Here is a 22538-nt window from a genome sequence, read left to right on the forward strand (position 1 = left end):
GCGCCAGAAAAATTCTGGCGCATCACTTAACACTACGAGAAAGAAGGAACGGTGAGAGCGGAACGGCGTATTTCCCTGACCGGGAGATGCGCCAGGATATCTGCCGCATCCAGTAATCCCACATCAGAATTGACGCCCAGCTTTACCATTGCGTTAAACTTATGCGCACGGATGGTTTTGATATTGCGTTCAAGCTGTGCCGCAATTTCAGGGATCGAAAAACCCGATGACATATATCGCAGAATCGCCCTTTCAGTTGGGCTTAGCATACGATGCTGGCTCACACACCAGTGATTGTACACGTTGTCGTTCACGTGATGCGTTTCGCTGAGTAATGTCTCAAGCCCCTCCATTAACTGCTTCAGCGGAACCGATTTACTGATAATTCCATGTAAGCGAGAAGGCGAAAGATGGCTGACCAGTCTCGCCTCCATTTCATCAGAGGCCAGCACAATACGCTTGACGTCGCTGTGGGTGAAGGTGAGATCCCGCAAACAGGCCAGACAGTTTCGCCGCTCCTCACGCTCATCGGACAATGAATAAATTACGGCAAAGAATGAGATTTCCGAGAGCGCCGCTTTGAAGCTGTCAAATCTGGCAAACAGGTGCACCTGGTAATGGCTTAGGGCGGGCATCGCAAAAAGATGCTTCAGCCCCATAGCGCTCATTGAGCAGCTTTCGATGACGGCGATATGTTTTGTTGCAGTGGTCTTTTCCATTCCTCAAACTCTCCATAAGCCGACATTAAACTGAGTTCTCGCATTCCCTGGGTACTGCTTATCCACGCGTACATATCGGCATTACTGCGAAGTGATAAGCGACGCATTGCACTGTTTTTCTGTGCACTGATCGTTTTATTACTTTTATTAAGTAGCGTGGCTATTTGGTTGATTCCCCAACCTTTACCTAACAAACGCAACACCTTGCGTTCAGAGTGGGTAAGCGCAATCATTTGCTCACTCTCCTCTTCAATATCAGGATTTTCCGGTATCAATAACGTCTGGCTTATTCGCTCGGCACGTTCACTCCCCGCGCGAATAGCGTTAATTACGCCTTCAATGGGTTCCATATCCGAAAGCAGCGTGCTTTCCGGACGCATAAGAAGCTCTACTGCAAGTGGATAAAGGGGGCGCGAAACGAGGAATATCCAGTGAATATCCCGGTACTGATTCATTAACCCATAATATTGCTCAAGCGTGCCGCGTGGATTACGATACTCACCCGAAATATCGGCAATAACGACCCCAGCGCGACGCAATTGTAATAACGTCAACTCCTGCATCGAACGGCAGTACGTTATCTCAAAATCGGGAAAATGACGCGACATGACGCCACCTAACCCATTTTGCATAACCGGTACTCTGCTGATCACCACTCCGTGTTTACCATTCAATGGCAACATAGACCCTCCCTGTCATGAATTCTTTATTTAAGAACGAACTAACCCTGCAAGGTTAAACACGTTTGCATTCCGAAGTACAAACGGGTTAATACTCGCAAAATAGAACAAATATCACATGGGTTAAGAAACGCCCAATACAGGCCTAATATCGCATAAAGACCATTTAAATTTAATTCAAATTGCGTGAAAAGATCGAAAATATGAAATTAGAAATACTTAATATATTGTTTTTATAAATCCTAATTTCATATTCATTAAATAAATAACAATGCTGTCTTTCCTCCGCCCCCATCGCGCCACTGATCGCACAAATGTTGATCTGGCCCAGCGCAAAGGGCCCTGCACTTTGTGTTAAAAGTAAGCAATCTCTCTTCTCTTCAGGGCGTTTCATGCAGGCAGATCGGTCTACGCAACGTGCCACCACGCGGCTATGTATTCAGTGCGGGCTTTTTCTCTTACAGCACGGCGCAGAAAGCGCCCTCGTCGAAGAGCTCTCCACACGCCTTGGGCTGGCGCTGGGGATGGACAGCGTTGAGAGTTCCATCTCGTCAAATGCCATTGTGCTGACCACCATTAAAGACGGACAGTGCCTGACCTCCACCCGTAAAAATCATGACCGCGGCATTAACATGCACGTCGTGACGGAAGTGCAGCACATCGTGATCCTTGCTGAACACAAGCTGCTCGATCTCCGGGAGATAGAAAAACGTTTCAATCAAATCAAACCCCTCCGGTATCCGCGCTGGCTGGTTGTGCTGATGGTGGGACTGTCCTGCGCCTGCTTCTGCAAGCTCAACGCGGGCGGCTGGGACGGCGCTGTCGTGACCTTCTTTGCCAGCAGCATCGCAATGTATGTCCGCCAGCTGTTGACGCACAGACAGCTACATCCGCAAATTAACTTCTGCATCACGGCATTTGTGGCGACAACCGTATCCGGCCTGCTTTTGCGCCAGCCCTACTTCGCCAGCACGCCTACTGTTGCGATGGCCGCCAGCGTATTGCTGCTGGTGCCAGGTTTTCCCTTAATTAATGCCGTCGCTGATATGTTCAAAGGCCATATCAACACCGGTCTGGCGCGCTGGGCGATAGCCAGCCTGCTGACGCTGGCGACCTGTATCGGGGTGGTAATGGCCATGACACTCTGGGGGTTACGCGGATGGGCGTGATGGATTTTATGCTCGCACTGGCACAGGACATGCTCTTGTCTGCCCTTCCCGCCGTTGGTTTTGCGATGGTGTTTAACGTCCCACAGCGTGCATTACCCTGGTGTGCGCTGCTGGGTGCCATTGGCCACGGCTCTCGTATGATCATGATGACAGCGGGCTTTAATATTGAATGGTCGACGTTTATCGCCTCCATGCTGGTTGGCAGCATCGGTATTCAGTGGTCCCGCTGGTATCTGGCGCACCCGAAGGTATTCACCGTGGCGGCAGTGATTCCTATGTTCCCGGGCATTTCAGCCTATACGGCGATGATCTCCGCCGTCAAAATCAGCCATTTTGGCTACAGCGAACCCCAGATGATCCTGCTCCTGAGCAACTTCCTTAAAGCCTCGTCGATCGTGGGTGCGCTCTCCATCGGCCTGTCGATCCCCGGCTTATGGCTTTACCGCAAACGTCCACGCGTATAATAAAATCGCTTGCAATTGTATCGCGCACTATCTATATTCATTTCATGGACGCAAAAACGAACGACACCACCAACGCGCTTCTGCTGGATAACCAGCTCTGTTTTGCCCTCTATTCGGCAAATCTGGCGCTTAACAAGCTGTACCGGCAACTGCTGGCGCCGCTTAATCTGACCTACCCGCAATACCTGGTGATGCTGGTGCTCTGGGAACAGGATGATATTACGGTGTCAGACATTGGCGAGCGGCTGTTCCTGGATTCCGCCACGCTGACTCCCCTGCTGAAACGCCTGGAAAGCGCAGGATTGATCCTCCGCCAGCGTTCCCGTCAGGATGAGCGTCAGGTCGCCGTCACCCTGAGCGACGCGGGTCGGGCGCTGCAACAGCAGGCCGTGACGATCCCCCACGCCGTGGGCTGTGCAGCGCAGTGTGATACCGACACCATGCTGGCGCTCAAGCAACAGCTCGAAAGTTTGCGCCAACAGCTGCATCGCGCGTAAGGCTGTACTTTACGCGTCTAATTTTAACTTAAAACATCGCGCGCTATTTAATAGCGCATATAAACGTAAGATGAGGAACCTGCCATGTCTTTAGAAAAAGTTGTCTACACTGCCAAAGCCAAAGCAACCGGAGGCCGTGATGGCCGCGCCACGTCTTCCGATGGCGTTCTGAATGTCAAACTGGGTGTGCCAAAAGAGATGGGCGGCATGGGGGGTGAAATAACCAACCCTGAACAGCTGTTCGCTGCGGGCTACTCCGCCTGCTTCCTGGGCGCAATGAAGTTCGTTGCGGCACGCGATAAATTCGCTCTGCCAAAAGACGCCTTTATTGAAGGCGAAGTAGGGATTGGCCCGCTGCCAACCGGTTTTGGTATCGAAGCGAAGCTTAACATCCACGTTGAAGGGATGGACGCAGCGGAAGCCAAAAAACTGGTGGATGCGGCCCACATCGTCTGTCCGTACTCTAACGCGACGCGCGGCAATATCGACGTGACGCTGAACATCATCGCGTAACCAGCCCCTGTGATTTTAGCCCCGGTAAGCGTAACGCCACCGGGGAAATCCTCTCCTTTCCTCCCCTCTCTCTGTGCTACCATAACCCTCAATCACGCCCGTAGTAATCAGTTGAGAAAGTGTTATGTCCTCCAGAATTCTGACCACCAGCATTGCTGGCATTGATGCCTTTATGCGCGATCCTCGCGGTGTGTTGACGCACGCTGAAGGCGGCACGCTCGCGGTATTTGCCGACAACGCCCCGGCGTTTTATGCGGTCACGCCGGAACGTCTGGCGCAGCTTCTGGAAATTGAAGAGAAGCTGTCGCGCCCGGCGAGCGATGTCATGCTGGATAATCAGTTTTTTGACGAACCCGCCAGCGCCCCGGTGGCCGTTCCAATGGGGAAATTTCCCATGTACGCCGGTTGGCAGCCGGACGCCGATTTTCAGCGGCAGGCGGCCTTATGGGGAATAGCCCTCTCGCAGCCCGCAACACCGGAAGAGCTGGCAGCCTTTACCGCATACTGGCAAGCTGAAGGAAAAGTCTTCCACCATGTTCAGTGGCAGCAAAAATTCGCGCGCAGTCTGCAAATCAACCGCGCCAGCAACAACGGCCAGCCAAAACGTGATATCAATGCTTTTTCAGAACCGGACAAAAAAATCCCTGATGGATTCCGAGGTGCGAAATGAAAAACGTCGGCGACCTGATGAAACGTTTGCAGAAGATGATGCCTGCCAACGTGAAGCCCGCCTTCACCACCGGTGAAGAGCTGCTGGCATGGCAAAAAGAGCAGGGTAAAATTCGCGCGGCAGCCCTCGCCCGCGAAAACCGCGCGATGAAAATGCAGCGCACCTTTAACCGCTCGGGCATTCGCCCTCTGCACCAGAACTGCTCCTTCGAGAATTATAAGGTCGAGTCTCAGGGGCAGATGAACGCCCTTAACCAGGCGCGCCAGTACGTGGATGAATTTGACGGCAACATCGCCAGCTTCATCTTTAGCGGAAAACCCGGCACCGGGAAAAATCACCTCGCCGCCGCTATCTGCAACGAGCTGCTGCTGCGCGGGAAGTCAGTGCTGATTATCACCGTGGCCGATATTATGTCCGCCATGAAAGACACCTTCAGTAATCGCGAAACCAGCGAAGAACAGTTGCTAAATGATTTAAGTAACGTGGATTTGCTGGTCATCGACGAGATCGGTGTCCAGACGGAGTCCCGCTACGAAAAAGTGATCATCAACCAGATTGTCGATCGCCGTTCGTCGTCAAAACGCCCAACCGGTATGCTGACGAACCACAATATCGACGAGATGACCCGACTTCTTGGCGAGCGGGTGATGGATCGCATGAAGCTGGGTAACAGCCTGTACGTAATCTTCGACTGGGACAGCTATCGCAGCCGCGTCACCGGCAAAGAGTATTAAGATATTTCCAGGGAGCGCCGGAAGAGCAGAGGTATATACTGAACCCACTTCTGGCCCAAAACGGACCTTGTTGAGTAAATCATTATGAAAAAACAGTTTCTTATCAGCATCCTTACTGGCGCCCTGCTGGTGACTGGCGCAGCGCAGGCCGCATCATGGCAGGAGTCGCTCTCCAGCGCAGCAAATGAGTTAACCAAAGAGAGCGGCACTTCCCAGGGCGGGCTGTCAGCCTCGTCCCTCACCGGCCTGCTGAGTAACAGCTCCCAAAGCCTGAGCGCCGGCACGATGAACAATGCGGCGGGCATTCTGGAATACTGCGCGAAGCAGAAACTGGCTTCCGTCACCGATACCGAAAACATTAAAAACCAGGTGCTGGGTAAACTGGGTCTGGACACCCAGGAGCAGAAAGCGGACACCAACTATATGGACGGTATTCAGGGCCTGCTGAACGCGCAAAATGGCCAGCAGCTGAACCTCAGCACCCTTGGAAATTCATCTCTGGCGAAACAGGTGAAAACGAAAGCATGCGATCTGGTGCTGAAACAAGGCGTTAATTTCCTCTCCTGATTGTCCCCCTTTTTTCTGCCACAACACGCCGGGTTTATTACGTTAGTCTTACACCGCGGCGTGAAGTGCGTTTTTTTATCCCCTGCCACCACCTCAGCCTCCATATACCACGATGCGACTGTATTCAAAAATCCGATTTTATAAACCAAATCCTAACAACAGCACACTTTCGTGACACTAAAATTGCAGCTAAGCGACATCGCAATTACATTGTATTACCCAAAAAATAAGCAATTAGCCGGCTAAGCGTCCGGCATGATGAGGATCTGCTGTTGTCAGAGTTAATGTCCCTTGTCCTTTTCCTGGCTTCCATCGGCGTTTATGCCTGGAAAGCCGGTCGTCACACCTGGTGGTTTGTGGCCACCCTGGTGGTGCTCGGCATTTTTATTGTTTTAAACATTACGTTATATGCCAGCGATTATTTTACCGGCGACGGTATTAACGACGCGGTGCTCTACACGTTGACCAACAGCCTGACCGGCGCTGGTGTAGGTAAGTATATCCTTCCGGGTCTGGGGCTGGTGGTCGCCCTGGTGGGCATCTTCGCCGCGCTGGCCTGGGTTCTGCGCCGTCGCCGTCACCGTCCGCATCATCATGGCTACAGCCTGCTGGCGCTGTGCCTGGCGCTGGCCTCCGTGGATGCCAGCCCGGCCTTCCATCAAATTACCGAGCTGGTAAAATCCCAGTCGCGCGATGGCGATCCGGACTTTGCGGCCTATTACAAAGAACCCTCGAAGAAAATCGACAACCCTAAACTCAACCTGGTCTATATCTACGGCGAAAGTCTGGAACGCACCTGGTTTGACAACGATGCTTTCCCGAACCTGACGCCAGAGCTTGGCGCGCTGAAAAACCAGGGCCTCGACTTCAGCCACACCATGCAGCTCCCTGGCACGGATTACACCATCGCCGGGATGGTGGCCTCCCAGTGCGGCATTCCGCTGTTCGCTCCGTTTGAAGGCAACGCCTCCGCCTCGATGTCGAGCTTCTTCCCGCAGAACATTTGCCTCGGCGATATCCTGAAAAACTCGGGCTATGAAAACTACTTTATGCAGGGCGCTAACCTGCGCTTTGCCGGGAAAGATGTGTTCCTGAAATCCCACGGTTTCGAACACTTGTATGGTTCCGAAGAGCTGAAAACCACGGTGGCCGATCCGGCCTACCGCAACGACTGGGGCTTTTACGACGATACCGTTCTGGATGAAACCTGGAAGAAATTCGAGGAGCTTTCCCGCGCCGGTAAACGCTTCTCGCTGTTTGCGTTGACCGTCGACACGCATCATCCGGATGGTTTTGTCTCACGCACCTGTAAACGTCAGGGCTACGACATTGACGGTAAAAACAACAAGTCGTTCAGCGCCGTGACCTGTAGCCAGGAGCATATCGCGGCGTTAATCGAGAAAATCAAAGCGTCGCCGTATTTCAAAAATACGGTCATCGTCGTTTCATCTGACCATCTGGCGATGAAAAACAGCGCCTGGGATGAACTGAATAAGCTGGATCGCAGCAACCTGTTCTTTGTGCTGCGCGGCGATAAACCGCAGCAGGAGATCATTGCCGCTAAACGTAACTCGATGGATAACGGCGCTACCGTGCTGGATATTCTGGGTGGCGATAACTTCATTGGACTGGGCCGCAGTACGCTGTCGGGCCAGTCCCTGTCGGAAATCTTCCTCAACATGAAGGAAAAAATCCTCGCCTGGAAGCCGGATATCATTCGTCTGTGGAACTTCCCGAAAGAGATAAAAGATTTCACCATCGATCAGGATAAAAAAATGATCGCGTTCTCCGGCAGCCATTTCCGCCTGCCACTGCTGCTGCGCGTGTCGGATAACCGCGTCGAGCCGCTGCCGGAAAGCGAATACTCCGCGCCACTGCGCTTCCAGCTGGCGGAATTCGCCCCGCGTGATAATTTCGTCTGGGTCGATAAATGCTACAAAATGGGCCAGCTCTGGTCACAAGAGCTGTCACTGTCCACCGACTGGTGCGTCTCACAGGGGCAACTCGGCGGCGAGCAGACCGTGCAACACGTTGATAAACCGCAGTGGCAGGGGAAAACCGCGTTTAAAGATACGGTCATTGATACCGCACGCTATCAGCGCAACGTTGACCTGCTGAAAATCGTCGACAACGACATCCGTTATAAAGCTGACAGCTTTATCTTTAACGTTGCCGGCGCGCCTGAAGAGGTGAAGCAGTTCAGCGGTATTTCACGTCCCGAATCCTGGGGGCGCTGGTCTAACGCGCAGTTAGGTGATGAGGTGAAAATTGAGTATACCCATCCGCTGCCGGAGAAATTCGATCTGGTGATCACCGCCAGGGCATTTGGTCCCAACGCAAACCGTCCTGTGCCGGTGCGCGTCGGCGATAAAGAACAGATGCTGACGCTGAGCAATGATGTCACCACCAGCACGCTGCATTTCGATAACCCCACGCGCAGCAATACGCTGGTCATTGTGCCGCCCGAGCCGCAGTCCACTAACGAAGGGAATATTCTCGGTCACGCTCCGCGCAAGCTGGGAATCGGCATGGTGGAGATTAAAATTGTGAGCAGCGCTGGCTGATGACGGCGTTCACCCTTCGCCCGACGCGCATCGACGACGTCGCTGCCCTGCCCGCCATTGAACGCGCGGCGGGGCAGCGATTTCGCGACGTTCCTGAGCTGGCCTGGCTGGCAGACAGCGAGGTTATTTCCGTTGAAGATCACCTCGGTTACGCCGGACGCGGATTAAGCTGGCTGGCGCTGGCTGACGACAGGCCCGTGGGCTTTATTCTCGCCGAAGCCCAGCCATCTTCGCTGTTTATTGTGGAACTTTCGGTTCATCTGGACTGGCAGGGACGAGGTCTCGGACGCCGGTTGATTAACCGTGTCGCAGAGCATGCCCGCACGCTGGGGCTAACCTCGCTGACGTTAACGACGTTTCGTGATGTCCCGTGGAACGCGCCCTTCTACAGGCGATTAGGGTTTGAAATGATGACGACGCTGACGCCGGAAATGCGCCAGAAACGTGAAGAAGAGACGGCACACGGTTTAGCGTATGGTTCCCGCTGCGCCATGCGCCTGCCTCTGTAAAATCGCCCGGTGGCGCTGCGCTTACCGGGCCTACAAAACCCAATTCCGCAGCCGCCACCCGGCAAAACCCACAATCCGTAGGCCGGGTAAGGCGCAGCCGCCACCCGGCAAAACGCACATCCCGTAGGCCGGGTAAGGCGTAGCCGCCACCCGGCAAAACCCACAATCCGTAGCCCGGGTAAGGCGCAGCCGCCACCCGGCAAAACGCACATCCCGTAGGCCGGGTAAGGCGTAGCCGCCACCCGGCGAAACGCACAACGTCAGAACGTTTCCCAGTTATCGCCCGCATCTGCGGTCGCCGGTTTACGCGCCACTACCGGTGCGGCAACGCTTTTCGCGGAGGCGAACTCGCGCGCCTTCATCTGTTCCTGCTGAATACGGAACACCGCAACGGCCTGCGTCAGACGGCTCGCCTGCTCTTCCAGTGCCGCCGCGGCCGCCGCAGACTCTTCCACCAGCGAGGCGTTCTGCTGGGTCACGCGATCCATCTCAGCCACCGCCAGCCCCACCTGGTCGATACCGCGGCTCTGCTCATCAGACGCAGACGCGATTTCGCCCATGATGTCCGTCACGCGCGTTACCGCATTCACGATCTCACCCATGGTTTCACCGGCGCTTTCTACCAGCGTTGAACCCAACTCCACGCGCCCCACGGAGTCTTCAATCAGGCTCTTGATCTCGCGAGCCGCCTGGGCGCTGCGCTGCGCCAGGTTTCGTACTTCACCTGCAACCACCGCAAAGCCGCGGCCCTGCTCGCCCGCACGTGCCGCTTCTACCGCCGCGTTCAGCGCCAGAATATTAGTCTGGAAAGCAATCCCGTCGATCACGCTGATAATATCGGCGATTTTCTGCGAACTGCCGGCGATGTCGCGCATGGTCTGCACCACGTTATCCACCACTTTCCCGCCTTTCTGCGCGGTTTCAGACGCGCTCAGGGCCAGGTTGCTCGCCTGACGGGCATTCTCGGCGTTCTGCTTCACGGTGGCGGTCAGCTGTTCCATACTGGCGGCGGTCTCTTCCAGAGAGGCAGCCTGCTGCTCGGTACGGGATGAGAGATCGTTATTGCCCATCGAGATTTCGCTCGCACCGCTGTAAATGGCGTTTGCGCCGTTACGCACGTCACCCACGGTGCGCACCAGCTCGCCCTGCATATGGCGTAGGGAGTCAGCCAGTTCACCCATCTCGTTGGAGCCTTCCACGTCGATGCGCTTCACCAGGTCGCCGCTGGCGATATGACGAATGCTGTCAATCAGACTGTTCAGCGGGGAAATCAGTGCCTGACGAATACCCAGCCAGACGGCAACAATCACCACCAGCACCGCAGCCAGCACGCTAATCAGCACCCAGATAGCCTGGCGGTAAGAGCTGTTGCTGTCTTCAACCGCGGTCTGATAGAGCGCGTCGTTTTGTTGCAGATAGCTGACGTACTGCTTCTCAAAGCCATCCTGATAGCTCTGGGTCGGCTGGTCGAAGAACTCGTTGATCTTGCCCGCCCCCAGCAGCTGGATCAGCTCGGCCAGCGCGCCGTGGTAGATATCGTAATTACGTTTGATTTCCAGTGCCGCAGCGTCGCTCTGACGCGGGTCACGCGGAAGTGCTTCGTAATCCGCCCAGTTTTTTTCCGCCTGTTTCAGAGACGCAGAGGCAATCTGCATCAGCTCGGCGACGGTTGAGCCGCTGCCGATATTGTTCTGATCCATCATATAGCGGATACCCGCGCGGTTCAGGGTGTTACGGGTTTGCAGCAGCGCCACCCAGCTACCGTTCAGGGTGGATTGTTGCTGGCGAATGGTTTGCAGGATGGTGAAATTCTCTTTGTCATGCTTCAGGGCATTGAAGAAAAGACCACCGGATGTGAGTTGTAAAAGGCCAAATATCGCTAAAACTAGCAGTAAGCTGGTGACAATCTTGATACGATTTAACATGTTTTCTCTTTCCTCAGACAGATACAGAATTTTCGGCCTGGAAAGGGAAAACTTTACGAAAATCATCCTGGATTTTAGGGTTTTTACTCTTCGTCCCGCGCGGCAATATGTCGGTTTCCGAGTTCAATAAACTCTTCCAGCAGCGCCGTGAGCTGCTTCATCTTCTCCGGGGTATATTCCGCCTCAATCTGCTGGTACGCCTCTTCCACCTGAGCCTGAGCACGCTGGTACAGCGCGTTGCCTTCTTTCGTCAGCGATACGTACAGCTTGCGCTGGTCATTCACCGGCTTTAAGCGCAGCACCAGACCGTCGCGCTCCATCCGCGTCAGAATGCCGGTCAGGCTTGGGCGCAAAATGCAGGTGCGGAACGCCAGATCATGAAAATCCATGGAGGGATGCTCGGCCAGTACGCGGACGATACGCCACTGCTGCTCGGTCAGATTATGCCGTTTCACTATCGGGCGGAAATAGCCCATCGCCGCTTCACGCGCCTGCAACAGCGCGATGGTTAATGAATCATGCATCACCTTCCCCTTACATCATTAACAAGTAAACAATTTAAAACAGATGCTTTTATAGACAATACGTTGTAACCCAAAAAGTCTAACAGAAACAACGTAATTTTTTTAATGCATTGATTTTAATGATAATTAACCCATTTGTGTAAATTTATTGTTATTCATATCACAAATTATTCACTTCTGATTGCGAAACGAACAGCAAAAGCATAAAACCAGATCATTAACATATTAATGAAATCAAAACCGGACAGCCGGTTTGAGGAGTATGGGAATGAAAGGTACTGTTTTTGCCGTAGCGCTAAACCACCAAAGCCAGCGTGCGGCCTGGGCTGAGGCGTTTGAAAAAGCCCCCTATAACGCGCCGCCAAAAACGGCGGTGTGGTTTATCAAGCCACATAACACCGTTATTCGCGCAGGCGAGCCGATTCCCTTCCCGCAGGGAGAAACCGTGTTAAGCGGCGCAACGGTGGCGCTGGTGGTGGGCAAAACCGCCAGCAAAGTACGCGTTGAAGAGGCGGCGGCGTACATCGCTGGCTACGCGCTGGCCAACGAAATCAGCCTGCCGGAAGAGAGCTTCTACCGCCCGGCTATTAAAGCCAAATGCCGGGATGGATTTTGCCCGCTCGGCGAACCTGTCGCCGTTGATAACGTGGACAACCTGACCATCATCACCGAGATCAACGGTCGCGAAGCGGACCACTGGAACACGGCCGATCTGCACCGCAACGCCGCCGAACTGCTGAGCGCCCTGAGCGAATTTGCCACCCTGAACCCCGGCGATGCGATATTGCTCGGTACCCCGCAAAGCCGCGTCGAAATTCGCCCGGGCGATCGGGTACGCATTCTGGCAGAGGGATTTCCGCCGCTGGAAAACCCGGTGGTGGAGGAACGCGACGTTGCCATCGCTTCGCGCACGCCGCCGCACGCCACGCTGTTCGCCCTCGGCCTGAACTACGCCGATCACGCCAGCGAGCTGGACTTCAAGCCCCCCACCGAGCCGCTGGTGTTTATCAAAGCGCCGAACACCTTTAATGGCGACAACCAGACCTCGGTGCGCCCAAACAACATTGAATACATGCATTACGAAGCCGAGCTGGTGGTGGTCATCGGTAAAACCGCGCGTAAGGTCAGCGAAGCCGAGGCGATGGACTATGTTGCGGGCTACACGGTGTGCAACGACTACGCCATCCGCGATTATCTCGAAAACTACTATCGCCCGAACCTGCGGGTGAAAAGCCGCGACGGGCTGACCCCCATCAGCCCGAACGTAGTGCCAAAAGAAGCCATCCCTGACCCGCACAACCTTCGTCTTCGCACCTACGTCAACGGTGAACTGCGTCAGGAAGGCACCACCGCCGATCTCATTTTCAGCATCCCATTCCTGATTGCGTATCTGAGCGATTTCATGACCCTGCAACCGGGCGACATGATTGCCACCGGCACGCCGAAGGGGCTGTCCGACGTGGTGCCGGGCGATGAGGTGGTAGTGGAAGTGGAAGGCGTAGGCCGCCTGGTAAACCGAATTGTCAGTGAGGAGACTGCAAAATGAAAAAGATTAACCACTGGATCAACGGGAAAAACGTCGCCGGAAGTGAGTACTTCCAAACCACTAACCCGGCCTCCGGCGAGGTGCTGGCAGAAGTGGCCTCCGGCGGCGAAGCCGAAATCCATCAGGCCGTTGCCGCCGCCAAAGAGGCGTTCCCGAAATGGGCCAACCTGCCGATGAAGGAGCGTGCGCGCCTGATGCGTCGCCTGGGGGATCTGATTGACCAGAACGTGCCGGACATTGCCGCCATGGAAACCGCCGACACCGGCCTGCCGATCCACCAGACCAAAAACGTGCTCATTCCACGCGCCTCGCACAACTTCGAGTTCTTCGCCGAGGTGTGCCAGCAGATGAACGGCAAAACCTACCCGGTCGATGACAAGATGCTCAATTACACCCTCGTGCAGCCGGTGGGCGTCTGCGCGCTGGTGTCGCCGTGGAACGTGCCGTTTATGACCGCCACCTGGAAGGTCGCGCCGTGCCTGGCGCTGGGTAACACCGCGGTGCTGAAGATGTCCGAGCTCTCCCCGCTGACCGCCGACCGTCTGGGCGAGCTGGCGCTGGAGGCGGGCATTCCGGCGGGCGTGCTGAACGTAGTGCAGGGCTATGGCGCCACGGCGGGCGACGCGCTGGTGCGTCATCATGACGTGCGCGCCGTCTCCTTCACCGGCGGCACCGCCACCGGGCGTAACATCATGAAAAACGCCGGGCTGAAGAAGTATTCCATGGAGCTGGGCGGCAAATCTCCGGTGCTGATTTTTGAAGACGCGGACATTGAGCGCGCGCTGGACGCCGCCCTGTTCACCATCTTCTCCATCAACGGCGAACGCTGCACCGCCGGCTCGCGCATCTTCATCCAGCAGAGCATCTACCCGGAGTTCGTCAAACGCTTTGCCGAGCGCGCCAGCCGCCTGCGCGTGGGCGACCCGACCGATCCGAACACCCAGATTGGCGCGCTGATCAGCAAGCAGCACTGGGAGAAGGTCTCCGGCTACATCCGCCTCGGCATTGAAGAGGGGGCAACCCTGCTGGCGGGCGGCCCGGACAAACCGACCGATCTGCCTGCGCACCTGAAAGGCGGCAATTTCCTGCGCCCGACCGTGCTGGCGGATGTCGATAACCGCATGCGCGTGGCGCAGGAAGAGATCTTCGGGCCGGTGGCCTGCCTGCTGCCGTTTAAGGATGAAGCGGAAGGCCTGCGCCTGGCAAACGACGTGGAGTATGGCCTGGCGTCGTACATCTGGACGCAGGACGTCAGCAAAGTGCTGCGTCTGGCGCGCAACATTGAAGCGGGCATGGTGTTCGTTAACACCCAGAACGTGCGCGACCTGCGCCAGCCGTTTGGCGGCGTGAAGGCCTCCGGCACCGGGCGTGAGGGCGGCGAGTACAGCTTCGAGGTCTTCGCGGAGATGAAAAACGTCTGTATCTCCATGGGCGACCATCCGATTCCAAAGTGGGGGATCTGATCATGGGAAAATTAGCCTTAGCAGCAAAAATCACCCACGTGCCGTCAATGTATCTCTCTGAACTGCCGGGCAAAAACCACGGCTGCCGCCAGTCAGCCATCGACGGGCATAAAGAGATCAGCAAGCGCTGCCGCGAGCTGGGCGTCGATACCATTATCGTCTTCGACACCCACTGGCTGGTGAACAGCGCGTATCACATCAACTGTGCGGACCATTTTTCAGGCGTCTACACCAGCAACGAGCTGCCGCATTTTATTCGCGACATGACCTACGACTACGACGGCAACCCGGAACTCGGCCAGCTGATCGCCGACGAAGCGGTGAAGCTTGGCGTGCGCGCCAAGGCGCACAACATCCCGAGCCTCAAGCTGGAGTACGGCACGCTGGTGCCGATGCGCTACATGAACGCGGATAAGCACTTCAAAGTGGTCTCCATCTCGGCGTTCTGCACGGTTCACGACTTCGCCGACAGCCGCAGGCTGGGCGAGGCCATCCTCAGCGCCATCGAAAAATACGACGGCACCGTGGCGGTGCTCGCCAGCGGCTCGCTGTCGCACCGCTTTATCGACGACCAGCGCGCGGAGGAAGGGATGAACAGCTATACCCGCGAGTTTGACCGCCAGATGGATGAGCGGGTAGTGAAGCTGTGGCGCGAGGGGCAGTTCAAAGAGTTTTGCAGCATGCTGCCGGAGTACGCCGACTACTGCTACGGCGAGGGCAACATGCACGACACGGTGATGCTGCTGGGGGTGCTCGGCTGGGACAACTACGACGGTAAGGTGGAGTTTCTCACCGAGCTGTTCGCCAGCTCCGGCACCGGCCAGGTCAACGCCGTATTCCCGCTGCCCGCGTAAGGAGCCACCATGCCGCACTTTATTGCTGAATGTACCGACAACATCCGCGAGCAGGCCGACCTGCCGGGGCTGTTTGCCAAAGTGAACGAGGCGCTCGCCGCCACGGGTATTTTCCCGCTCGGCGGTATCCGCAGCCGCGCCCACTGGCTGGACACCTGGCAGATGGCCGACGGCAAGCACGATTACGCCTTTGTGCATATGACGCTCAAAATCGGCGCCGGGCGCAGTCTGGAGAGCCGGGAAGAGGTCGGTGAAATGCTGTTTGCGCTGATCAAAACGCATTTTGCAGCGCTAATGGCCGCCCGCTATCTGGCGCTGTCTTTCGAGCTCGACGAGCTGCACCCGACGCTCAGTTACAAGCAGAACAACGTGCACGCGTTGTTTAAGTAGCCGTCTGCTCGCCCGGTGGCGCTTCGCTTACCGGGCCTACAACGGCTCGAACGTAGGCCGGGATCGCTACGCGCCACCCGGCAACAACAGGATATCGCCATGCTCGACAAACACACCCATACCCTGATCGCCCACCGCCTGCATCAGGCGGAACAATCCCGGGAGCAGATCCGCGCGATCTCGCTTGAGTATCCTGAGATCACCATTGAAGACGCCTACGCCGTCCAGCGCGAATGGGTGAGCCTGAAAATTGCCGAAGGCCGCGTGCTGAAAGGCCACAAGATCGGCCTCACCTCCAAAGCGATGCAGGCCAGCTCGCAGATCAGCGAGCCAGACTACGGCGCGCTGCTGGACGATATGTTCTTCCACGACGGCAGCGACATTCCCGTGGATCGCTTTATCGTCCCGCGCATCGAAGTGGAGCTGGCCTTCGTGCTGGCAAAACCGCTGCGCGGCCCGAACTGCACGATCTTCGACGTTTACAACGCCACGGATTACGTCATCCCTGCCCTGGAGCTGATCGACGCCCGCTGCCACAACGTTGACCCGGAAACCCAGCGCCCGCGCAAGGTATTCGACACTATCTCCGATAACGCCGCCAACGCGGGCGTGATCCTCGGCGGCCGCCCGATTAAACCCGACGAGCTGGATCTGCGCTGGATCTCCGCCCTGCTCTACCGCAACGGCGTGATCGAAGAGACCGGCGTGGCCGCAGGCGTCCTTAATCATCCGGCGAACGGCGTGGCGTGGCTGGCGAACAAACTCGCGCCATACGACGTGCAGCTTGAGCCAGGCCAGATCATTCTCGGCGGCTCGTTTACCCGCCCGGTTGCCGCCAGCAGAGGCGACACCTTCCACGTCGACTACGGCAACATGGGCTCCATCAGCTGCCGCTTTGTGTAAGGAGATGATCATGCAAAACGCATTCAAAGCGGCGCTGAAAGCGGGCCGACCGCAAATCGGGTTATGGCTGGGGCTAACCAGCAGCTACAGCGCTGAGCTACTGGCCGGGGCCGGTTTTGACTGGCTGCTGATCGACGGGGAGCACGCGCCGAACAGCGTGCAGACCATTCTGACTCAGCTACAGGCCATCGCCCCTTATCCCAGCCAGCCGGTGGTGCGCCCGTCGTGGAACGATCCGGTGCAGATCAAGCAGCTGCTGGACGTGGGGGTGCAAACCCTGCTGGTGCCGATGGTGCAAAACGCCGACGAAGCGCGGCTGGCGGTCAGCGCCACCCGCTATCCGCCCGCAGGCATTCGCGGCGTCGGCAGCGCGCTGGCGCGGGCGTCGCGCTGGAACCGTATCCCGGACTATCTGCATCAGGCTAACGACGCCATGTGCGTGCTGGTGCAGATCGAAACCCTAAGAGCGCTGAAAAACCTGCCGCAGATCCTGGACGTGGACGGCGTCGACGGCGTGTTTATCGGCCCGGCGGATCTGAGCGCCGACATGGGCTTTGCCGGTAATCCGCAGCACCCGGAGGTGCAGGCCGCCATTGAGCAGGCGATCGCGCAGATACGCGCCGCCGGTAAAGCGCCCGGCATCCTGATGGCGAACGAGCAACTGGCGAAACGTTACCTTGCACTCGGCGCGCTGTTTGTCGCCGTCGGCGTCGACACCACCCTGCTCGCCCGCGGCGCGGAAGCGCTGGCGGCACGCTTTATCGAACAACCGGTTACGTCAGTTAATAACAATAAATCCGTCTACTAAACGTAAGATCTGGAGCGCAGCATGACGACCTCTACCCTGCAAGATAAGAAAGCTATAGAACATCGCGTTATCAACAAGCTGTTCCGTCGTTTGATCGTGTTTCTCTTTATCCTGTTTGTCTTTTCGTTTCTCGATCGCATCAACATCGGCTTTGCCGGGCTAACGATGGGCAAAGATCTGGGCCTCACGTCGACCATGTTTGGCCTGGCCGCGACCCTGTTTTACGTCACCTACGTGCTGTGCGGGATCCCCAGCAACATCATGCTGGCGAAAATCGGCGCGCGGCGCTGGATCGCCGGGATCATGGTGGTGTGGGGCATCGCCTCTACCTGCACCATGTTCGCCACCAGCCCCGAAACGCTCTACGTCCTGCGCATGCTGGTGGGCATTGCCGAAGCCGGTTTCCTGCCGGGGATCCTGGTCTATCTCACCTGGTGGTTCCCGGCGTATCACCGCGCCCGCGCCAACGCGTTGTTTATGATCGCCATGCCGGTGACCATGATGCTCGGCTCGATCCTCTCCGGGTACATTCTGGCGATGGACGGGCTGTGGAACCTGAAGGGCTGGCAGTGGCTGTTCCTGTTGGAGGGGCTGCCGTCGGTGGTGCTCGGCGTGGTGACCTGGTTCTACCTTAACGACACCCCGGATCAGGCCACCTGGCTGGATGATGATGAAAAGCAGGCACTCAAAACGATGATCGCCCGCGAGCAGGAACTGGCCATTGCGCACGTCGCCACGCCGCGATCGACGCTGCGCGAGGTGCTGACGCCCGCCGTACTGCTCTACACGCTGGCCTACTTCTGCCTGACAAATACGCTGAGCGCAATCAACATCTGGACGCCGCAGATCCTGCAAAGCTTCAACACCGGCAGTAGCAATATCGTGATTGGCCTGCTGGCGGCGATCCCGCAGTTTTGCACCATCCTCGGGATGATCTGGTGGAGCCGCCGCTCCGACAGGCTGAAAGAGCGAAAAAAGCACACCATCCTGCCGTATCTGTTTGCGGCGGCGGGATGGATGCTGGCCTCGGCGACCGATCACAGCCTGATCCAGCTGCTTGGCATCATCATGGCCTCAACCGGATCGTTTACCGCCATGGCGATATTCTGGACCACGCCGGACCAGGTGATTAGCCTGCAATCCCGCGCGGTGGCGCTGGCGGTGATCAACGCCATCGGCAACGTCGGGTCTGCCGTCAGCCCATTGCTGATTGGTATTCTGCGCGACGCGACCGGCAGCTTCAGCTCGGGGCTGTGGTTCGTGGCGGGTCTGCTGGTAGTGGGCGCGCTGGTGCTGACGCGCATTCCGATGACGCAGCGGGTTCAAAAGAGGAACGATCATGTGCCAGAGCCCTATCGCCAACATTGATATCAGCAAGGAGTACGACGAAAGTCTGGGCACCGACGATGTGCACTACCAGTCGTTCGCCCGCATGGCGGCCTTTTTTGGCCGCGACATGCAGGCGCACCGCCACGACCAGTATTTTCAGATGCATTTTCTCGACACCGGGCAGATTGAGCTGCAGCTCGACGACCACCGCTACTCGGTGCAGGCGCCGCTGTTCGTTCTGACGCCGCCGTCGGTGCCGCACGCGTTTATCACTGAATCCGACAGCGACGGCCACGTGCTGACGGTGCGCGAGGATCTTATCTGGCCGTTGTTAGAAGTGCTCTACCCCGGCACGCGGGAGGCGTTCGGCCTGCCGGGGATCTGCCTGTCGCTTGCCGACAGGCCTGACGAGCTGGCGGCGCTGAAGCATTACTGGCAGCTCATTGCCCGGGAATCCACGGAACAGCTGCCGGGCCGTGAGCATACGCTGGTCCTGCTGGCGCAGGCCGTATTTACCCTGCTGCTGCGCAACGCGAAGCTCGACGACCACGCTTCAGGCGGCATGCGCGGCGAGCTGAAGCTGTTTCAGCGCTTTAACCAGCTGACAGATGCGCATTACCACGAGCACTGGACGGTGCCGGAATACGCCAGCGAACTGCATCTTACCGAATCCCGCCTGACCGATATCTGCCGCCGCTTTGCCAACCGCTCGCCGAAACGGCTGATCTTCGACCGCCAGCTGCGGGAAGCCAGGCGCTTGCTGCTGTTTTCCGACAGCACAGTGAGCGATATTGCCTGGCAACTGGGGTTTAAAGATCCGGCCTATTTCGCCCGTTTTTTTAACCGACTGACGGGGTGCTCACCCAGCGCATACCGGGCGCAGAAAGTACCGGTTTCCTGAACGCATCACGGTTCGTAGGGCGGGTACGCGCAGCGCCACCCGCCGAAAAGCCGCACAGATCACAAAACAACATCCCACCCGAAAAGTACCTGCCGTTGTCCCAATCGTCCCTTCACGTTCCGCCCCTCTCACGCTTCAATTAAACAACAAAAACAAAACATAAATTTAACAACCATCTTCCGATACGAGGTCCCTATGAAGCCTGAAGATTTCCGCGCTAATGCCAAACGTCCGTTAACCGGTGAAGAGTATTTAAAAAGCCTGCAAGATGGCCGTGAGATTTATATCTACGGCGAGCGCGTTAAGGACGTCACTACCCACCCGGCATTTCGCAATGCGGCGGCGTCCATCGCCCAGATGTACGATGCCCTGCACAAGCCAGACATGCAGGATACCCTCTGCTGGGGCACCGACACCGGCAGCGGCGGCTACACCCATAAATTCTTCCGCGTGGCGAAAAGCGCCGACGATCTGCGCCAGCAGCGCGACGCCATCGCCGAGTGGTCGCGCCTGAGCTACGGCTGGATGGGCCGCACGCCAGACTACAAAGCCGCGTTCGGCTGCGCGCTGGGGGCGAACCCTGCCTTCTACGGTCAGTTCGAGCAGAACGCCCGCAACTGGTACACCCGTATTCAGGAAACCGGCCTGTACTTTAACCACGCCATCGTCAACCCGCCTATCGACCGCCATAAACCGGCGGACGAGGTGAAAGACGTTTACATCAAGCTGGAGAAAGAGACCGATGCCGGGATCATCGTCAGCGGCGCGAAAGTGGTGGCCACCAACTCGGCGCTGACCCACTACAACATGATTGGTTTTGGCTCTGCGCAGGTGATGGGCGAAAACCCGGACTTCGCGCTAATGTTCGTCGCGCCGATGGATGCCGAAGGGGTGAAGCTGATCTCCCGCGCCTCTTACGAGATGGTGGCAGGGGCGACCGGTTCCCCGTACGACTACCCGCTCTCCGGCCGCTTTGACGAGAACGACGCCATTCTGGTGATGGATCATGTGCTGATCCCGTGGGAAAACGTGCTGATCTACCGCGATTTCGACCGCTGCCGTCGCTGGACGATGGAAGGTGGCTTCGCCCGCATGTACCCGCTTCAGGCCTGCGTGCGTCTGGCGGTGAAGCTCGACTTCATCACCGCTCTGCTGAAGAAATCGCTGGAGTGTACCGGCACCCTCGAGTTCCGCGGCGTGCAGGCGGATCTCGGCGAAGTGGTGGCGTGGCGCAACATGTTCTGGGCGCTGAGCGACTCCATGTGCTCCGAAGCCACGCCGTGGGTAAACGGCGCGTACTTGCCTGACCACGCGGCGTTACAGACCTACCGCGTGATGGCGCCAATGGCCTACGCGAAAATCAAGAACATCATCGAACGCAACGTGACCTCCGGGCTGATCTACCTGCCGTCCAGCGCGCGGGACCTGAACAACCCGCAGATCGACCAGTATCTGGCGAAGTATGTGCGCGGCTCCAACGGGATGGATCACGTCGAACGCATCAAGATTCTGAAACTGATGTGGGATGCCATCGGTAGCGAGTTTGGCGGACGTCACGAGCTGTACGAAATCAACTACTCCGGTAGCCAGGATGAGATCCGCCTGCAATGCCTGCGTCAGGCGCAAAGCTCCGGCAACATGGACAAGATGATGGCGATGGTTGACCGCTGCATGTCCGAGTACGACCAGCACGGCTGGACTGTACCGCACCTGCACAACAACACTGATATCAACATGCTGGATAAGCTGCTGAAATAACGCAGCGGGAGGTTTCAATGCAATCTGAAGAACGCCTGCGTTTTCGCGACGCGATGGCCAGCCTGTCGGCGGCGGTGAATGTGGTCACCACCGAGGGCGATGCGGGCCGCTGCGGCATTACCGCCACCGCCGTCTGTTCGGTCACGGATACCCCGCCCTCGGTCATGGTCTGCATCAACGCCAACAGCGCCATGAACCCGGTCTTCCAGGGCAACGGCAAACTGTGCGTCAACGTGCTGAACCACGAGCAGGAGATCATGGCCCGCCACTTTGCCGGGATGACCGGCATGGCCATGGAGGAGCGCTTTGCTCTCTCCTGCTGGCAGAAAGGACCGCTGGCGCAGCCGGTGCTGAAAGGCGCCCTGGCAAGCCTGGAAGGTGAGATAACCCAGGTGCAAACCATCGGCACCCATCTGGTCTACCTGGTGGAGATTAAGAACATCATCCTCAGCAGCGAGGGGCACGGCCTGATCTACTTCAAACGCCGTTTCCACCCGGTGATGATGGAGATGGAAGCCGCGGTTTGATCCCGTTGCACAAAAAAACGCTAAGGTTTCCGCAAAGGTGCGCCGTTAACTATCCATAAGATAAATTTTTCGGGGCGGCTGACGACGTCGTCAGCCGCCCCCTTAACGCTGGAAAGTCTTATGGCCCCTTCACCCCGAAGCCGCTCGGCTGAACGTCTGGTTGACATCATTATTGCCCTGCACCGCAACGGAAGCGTTAATCGCCGCGATCTGATGCAAAAATTTGGCATTACCGAACGTACGGTGTACCGCGATCTACAGGCCCTTTCCCCGATTATCGAACACGACGGCAAAGGACGCTATCAGCTGCTGCCCGCATATCAGCCCTGCCGCTGCACGCAATGCCCTGATGCGAACGACGAAACCCCGCAGGGCTAGATTATTCTCAGTGATCTCAATCACATATTTTCTCCCGCCGGGGGTGAGCCTTAACCACTCACCCTCGCTTTTGACCGCTCACGCATCGCTTTCAACCACTCACCCATTTACCGTGCTTTACACGCGCGAGGATCTGGCACGATCGC

Annotated in this window: 24 protein-coding genes; 20 read left to right on the forward strand and 4 right to left on the reverse strand. The window is 57.1% G+C overall.

The annotated features are described in order from the left end of the window. Positions 1-32 precede the first annotated feature (32 nt). Together bglJ and ACOTXC_RS15995 are read right to left on the reverse strand one after the other, a co-directional pair. Positions 33-668 carry a DNA-binding transcriptional activator BglJ gene (gene bglJ, locus ACOTXC_RS15990; RefSeq protein WP_063849736.1) on the reverse strand — a complete coding sequence of 212 codons (636 nt, stop codon included), beginning with the start codon at positions 666-668 and terminating at the stop codon, positions 33-35. Then, complete coding sequence (locus ACOTXC_RS15995) at positions 665-1402, reverse strand: helix-turn-helix transcriptional regulator (RefSeq protein ID WP_022646969.1); 738 nt, start codon at positions 1400-1402, stop codon at positions 665-667. The genes bglJ and ACOTXC_RS15995 overlap by 4 nt, the downstream gene beginning before the upstream one ends. 389 nt (positions 1403-1791) lie before the next feature. On the opposite strand from ACOTXC_RS15995, the gene ACOTXC_RS16000 reads away from it, so the two are divergent. From ACOTXC_RS16000 to ACOTXC_RS16040, 9 genes are all read left to right on the forward strand, one after another. Continuing rightward, a complete protein-coding gene (locus tag ACOTXC_RS16000; protein WP_017383842.1) occupies positions 1792-2568 on the forward strand; it encodes a threonine/serine ThrE exporter family protein in 777 nt (258 codons plus the stop codon). Then, a complete protein-coding gene (locus ACOTXC_RS16005) occupies positions 2559-3032 on the forward strand; it encodes a threonine/serine exporter (protein WP_032621429.1) in 474 nt (157 codons plus the stop codon). Before ACOTXC_RS16000 ends, ACOTXC_RS16005 begins: the two co-directional genes overlap by 10 nt. 44 nt (positions 3033-3076) lie before the next feature. Further along, positions 3077-3529 (forward strand): MarR family winged helix-turn-helix transcriptional regulator, encoded by a 453-nt coding sequence (locus ACOTXC_RS16010; RefSeq protein WP_022646966.1) that lies wholly within the window; start codon positions 3077-3079, stop codon positions 3527-3529. An 84-nt stretch (positions 3530-3613) separates the two neighbouring features. Then, positions 3614-4042: an organic hydroperoxide resistance protein gene (locus tag ACOTXC_RS16015; protein ID WP_180251080.1), complete on the forward strand. Its 429-nt coding sequence runs from the start codon at positions 3614-3616 to the stop codon at positions 4040-4042. Between the two features lie 124 nt (positions 4043-4166). Continuing rightward, positions 4167-4712 (forward strand): primosomal protein DnaT, encoded by a 546-nt coding sequence (gene dnaT, locus ACOTXC_RS16020; RefSeq protein ID WP_023299265.1) that lies wholly within the window; start codon positions 4167-4169, stop codon positions 4710-4712. After that, positions 4709-5446 carry a DNA replication protein DnaC gene (gene dnaC / locus ACOTXC_RS16025; protein ID WP_003856580.1) on the forward strand — a complete coding sequence of 246 codons (738 nt, stop codon included), beginning with the start codon at positions 4709-4711 and terminating at the stop codon, positions 5444-5446. Before dnaT ends, dnaC begins: the two co-directional genes overlap by 4 nt. A gap of 84 nt (positions 5447-5530) precedes the next feature. After that, positions 5531-6013: a DUF2501 domain-containing protein gene (locus ACOTXC_RS16030; RefSeq protein WP_421767827.1), complete on the forward strand. Its 483-nt coding sequence runs from the start codon at positions 5531-5533 to the stop codon at positions 6011-6013. Positions 6014-6285: 272 nt separating this feature from the next. After that, positions 6286-8577, forward strand: coding sequence for a phosphatidylglycerol--membrane-oligosaccharide glycerophosphotransferase (gene opgB / locus ACOTXC_RS16035; RefSeq protein WP_421767828.1), 2292 nt, complete (start codon positions 6286-6288; stop codon positions 8575-8577). Next, on the forward strand, positions 8577-9086 hold the full coding sequence (locus ACOTXC_RS16040; protein ID WP_157508468.1) for a GNAT family N-acetyltransferase: 510 nt from the start codon (positions 8577-8579) through the stop codon (positions 9084-9086). Before opgB ends, ACOTXC_RS16040 begins: the two co-directional genes overlap by 1 nt. 260 nt (positions 9087-9346) lie before the next feature. Here ACOTXC_RS16040 and tsr read toward each other — a convergent pair whose 3' ends face one another. Then, positions 9347-11011: a methyl-accepting chemotaxis protein gene (gene tsr / locus ACOTXC_RS16045; protein WP_023299261.1), complete on the reverse strand. Its 1665-nt coding sequence runs from the start codon at positions 11009-11011 to the stop codon at positions 9347-9349. A gap of 83 nt (positions 11012-11094) precedes the next feature. Beyond that, on the reverse strand, positions 11095-11535 hold the full coding sequence (hpaR, locus tag ACOTXC_RS16050; RefSeq protein ID WP_006810239.1) for a homoprotocatechuate degradation operon regulator HpaR: 441 nt from the start codon (positions 11533-11535) through the stop codon (positions 11095-11097). A gap of 268 nt (positions 11536-11803) precedes the next feature. On the opposite strand from hpaR, the gene hpaG reads away from it, so the two are divergent. From hpaG to ACOTXC_RS16105, 11 genes are all read left to right on the forward strand, one after another. Next, positions 11804-13081, forward strand: coding sequence for a 4-hydroxyphenylacetate degradation bifunctional isomerase/decarboxylase (hpaG, locus tag ACOTXC_RS16055; protein ID WP_395036197.1), 1278 nt, complete (start codon positions 11804-11806; stop codon positions 13079-13081). Beyond that, positions 13078-14544, forward strand: a complete 1467-nt coding sequence (gene hpaE / locus ACOTXC_RS16060) for a 5-carboxymethyl-2-hydroxymuconate semialdehyde dehydrogenase (RefSeq protein WP_022646959.1) — start codon at positions 13078-13080, stop codon at positions 14542-14544. The genes hpaG and hpaE overlap by 4 nt, the downstream gene beginning before the upstream one ends. 2 nt (positions 14545-14546) lie before the next feature. Beyond that, the gene (hpaD, locus tag ACOTXC_RS16065; protein ID WP_421767829.1) at positions 14547-15398 is read left to right on the forward strand and encodes a 3,4-dihydroxyphenylacetate 2,3-dioxygenase; all 852 of its coding nucleotides are present in this window, start codon (positions 14547-14549) and stop codon (positions 15396-15398) included. A gap of 9 nt (positions 15399-15407) precedes the next feature. Continuing rightward, a complete protein-coding gene (locus ACOTXC_RS16070) occupies positions 15408-15788 on the forward strand; it encodes a 5-carboxymethyl-2-hydroxymuconate Delta-isomerase (RefSeq protein WP_421767830.1) in 381 nt (126 codons plus the stop codon). 99 nt (positions 15789-15887) lie between these two features. After that, positions 15888-16691, forward strand: a complete 804-nt coding sequence (gene hpaH / locus ACOTXC_RS16075; protein WP_015572593.1) for a 2-oxo-hept-4-ene-1,7-dioate hydratase — start codon at positions 15888-15890, stop codon at positions 16689-16691. Between the two features lie 10 nt (positions 16692-16701). Further along, positions 16702-17499: a 4-hydroxy-2-oxoheptanedioate aldolase gene (hpaI, locus tag ACOTXC_RS16080; protein ID WP_023299257.1), complete on the forward strand. Its 798-nt coding sequence runs from the start codon at positions 16702-16704 to the stop codon at positions 17497-17499. 21 nt (positions 17500-17520) lie between these two features. Further along, positions 17521-18867, forward strand: a complete 1347-nt coding sequence (hpaX, locus tag ACOTXC_RS16085; RefSeq protein WP_032625355.1) for a 4-hydroxyphenylacetate permease — start codon at positions 17521-17523, stop codon at positions 18865-18867. Further along, positions 18839-19729: a 4-hydroxyphenylacetate catabolism regulatory protein HpaA gene (hpaA, locus tag ACOTXC_RS16090; RefSeq protein WP_421767831.1), complete on the forward strand. Its 891-nt coding sequence runs from the start codon at positions 18839-18841 to the stop codon at positions 19727-19729. Before hpaX ends, hpaA begins: the two co-directional genes overlap by 29 nt. 195 nt (positions 19730-19924) lie before the next feature. Continuing rightward, the gene (gene hpaB / locus ACOTXC_RS16095; RefSeq protein ID WP_193132277.1) at positions 19925-21487 is read left to right on the forward strand and encodes a 4-hydroxyphenylacetate 3-monooxygenase, oxygenase component; all 1563 of its coding nucleotides are present in this window, start codon (positions 19925-19927) and stop codon (positions 21485-21487) included. 17 nt (positions 21488-21504) lie between these two features. Further along, a complete protein-coding gene (locus tag ACOTXC_RS16100) occupies positions 21505-22014 on the forward strand; it encodes a 4-hydroxyphenylacetate 3-monooxygenase reductase subunit (RefSeq protein WP_003856606.1) in 510 nt (169 codons plus the stop codon). Between the two features lie 120 nt (positions 22015-22134). After that, positions 22135-22392 (forward strand): HTH domain-containing protein, encoded by a 258-nt coding sequence (locus ACOTXC_RS16105; protein ID WP_022646951.1) that lies wholly within the window; start codon positions 22135-22137, stop codon positions 22390-22392. Positions 22393-22538: the final 146 nt, after the last annotated feature.

The organism is Enterobacter cloacae complex sp. IR5428 (assembly GCF_049238585.1).
In the GTDB taxonomy this organism is placed as follows: domain Bacteria; phylum Pseudomonadota; class Gammaproteobacteria; order Enterobacterales; family Enterobacteriaceae; genus Enterobacter; species Enterobacter intestinihominis.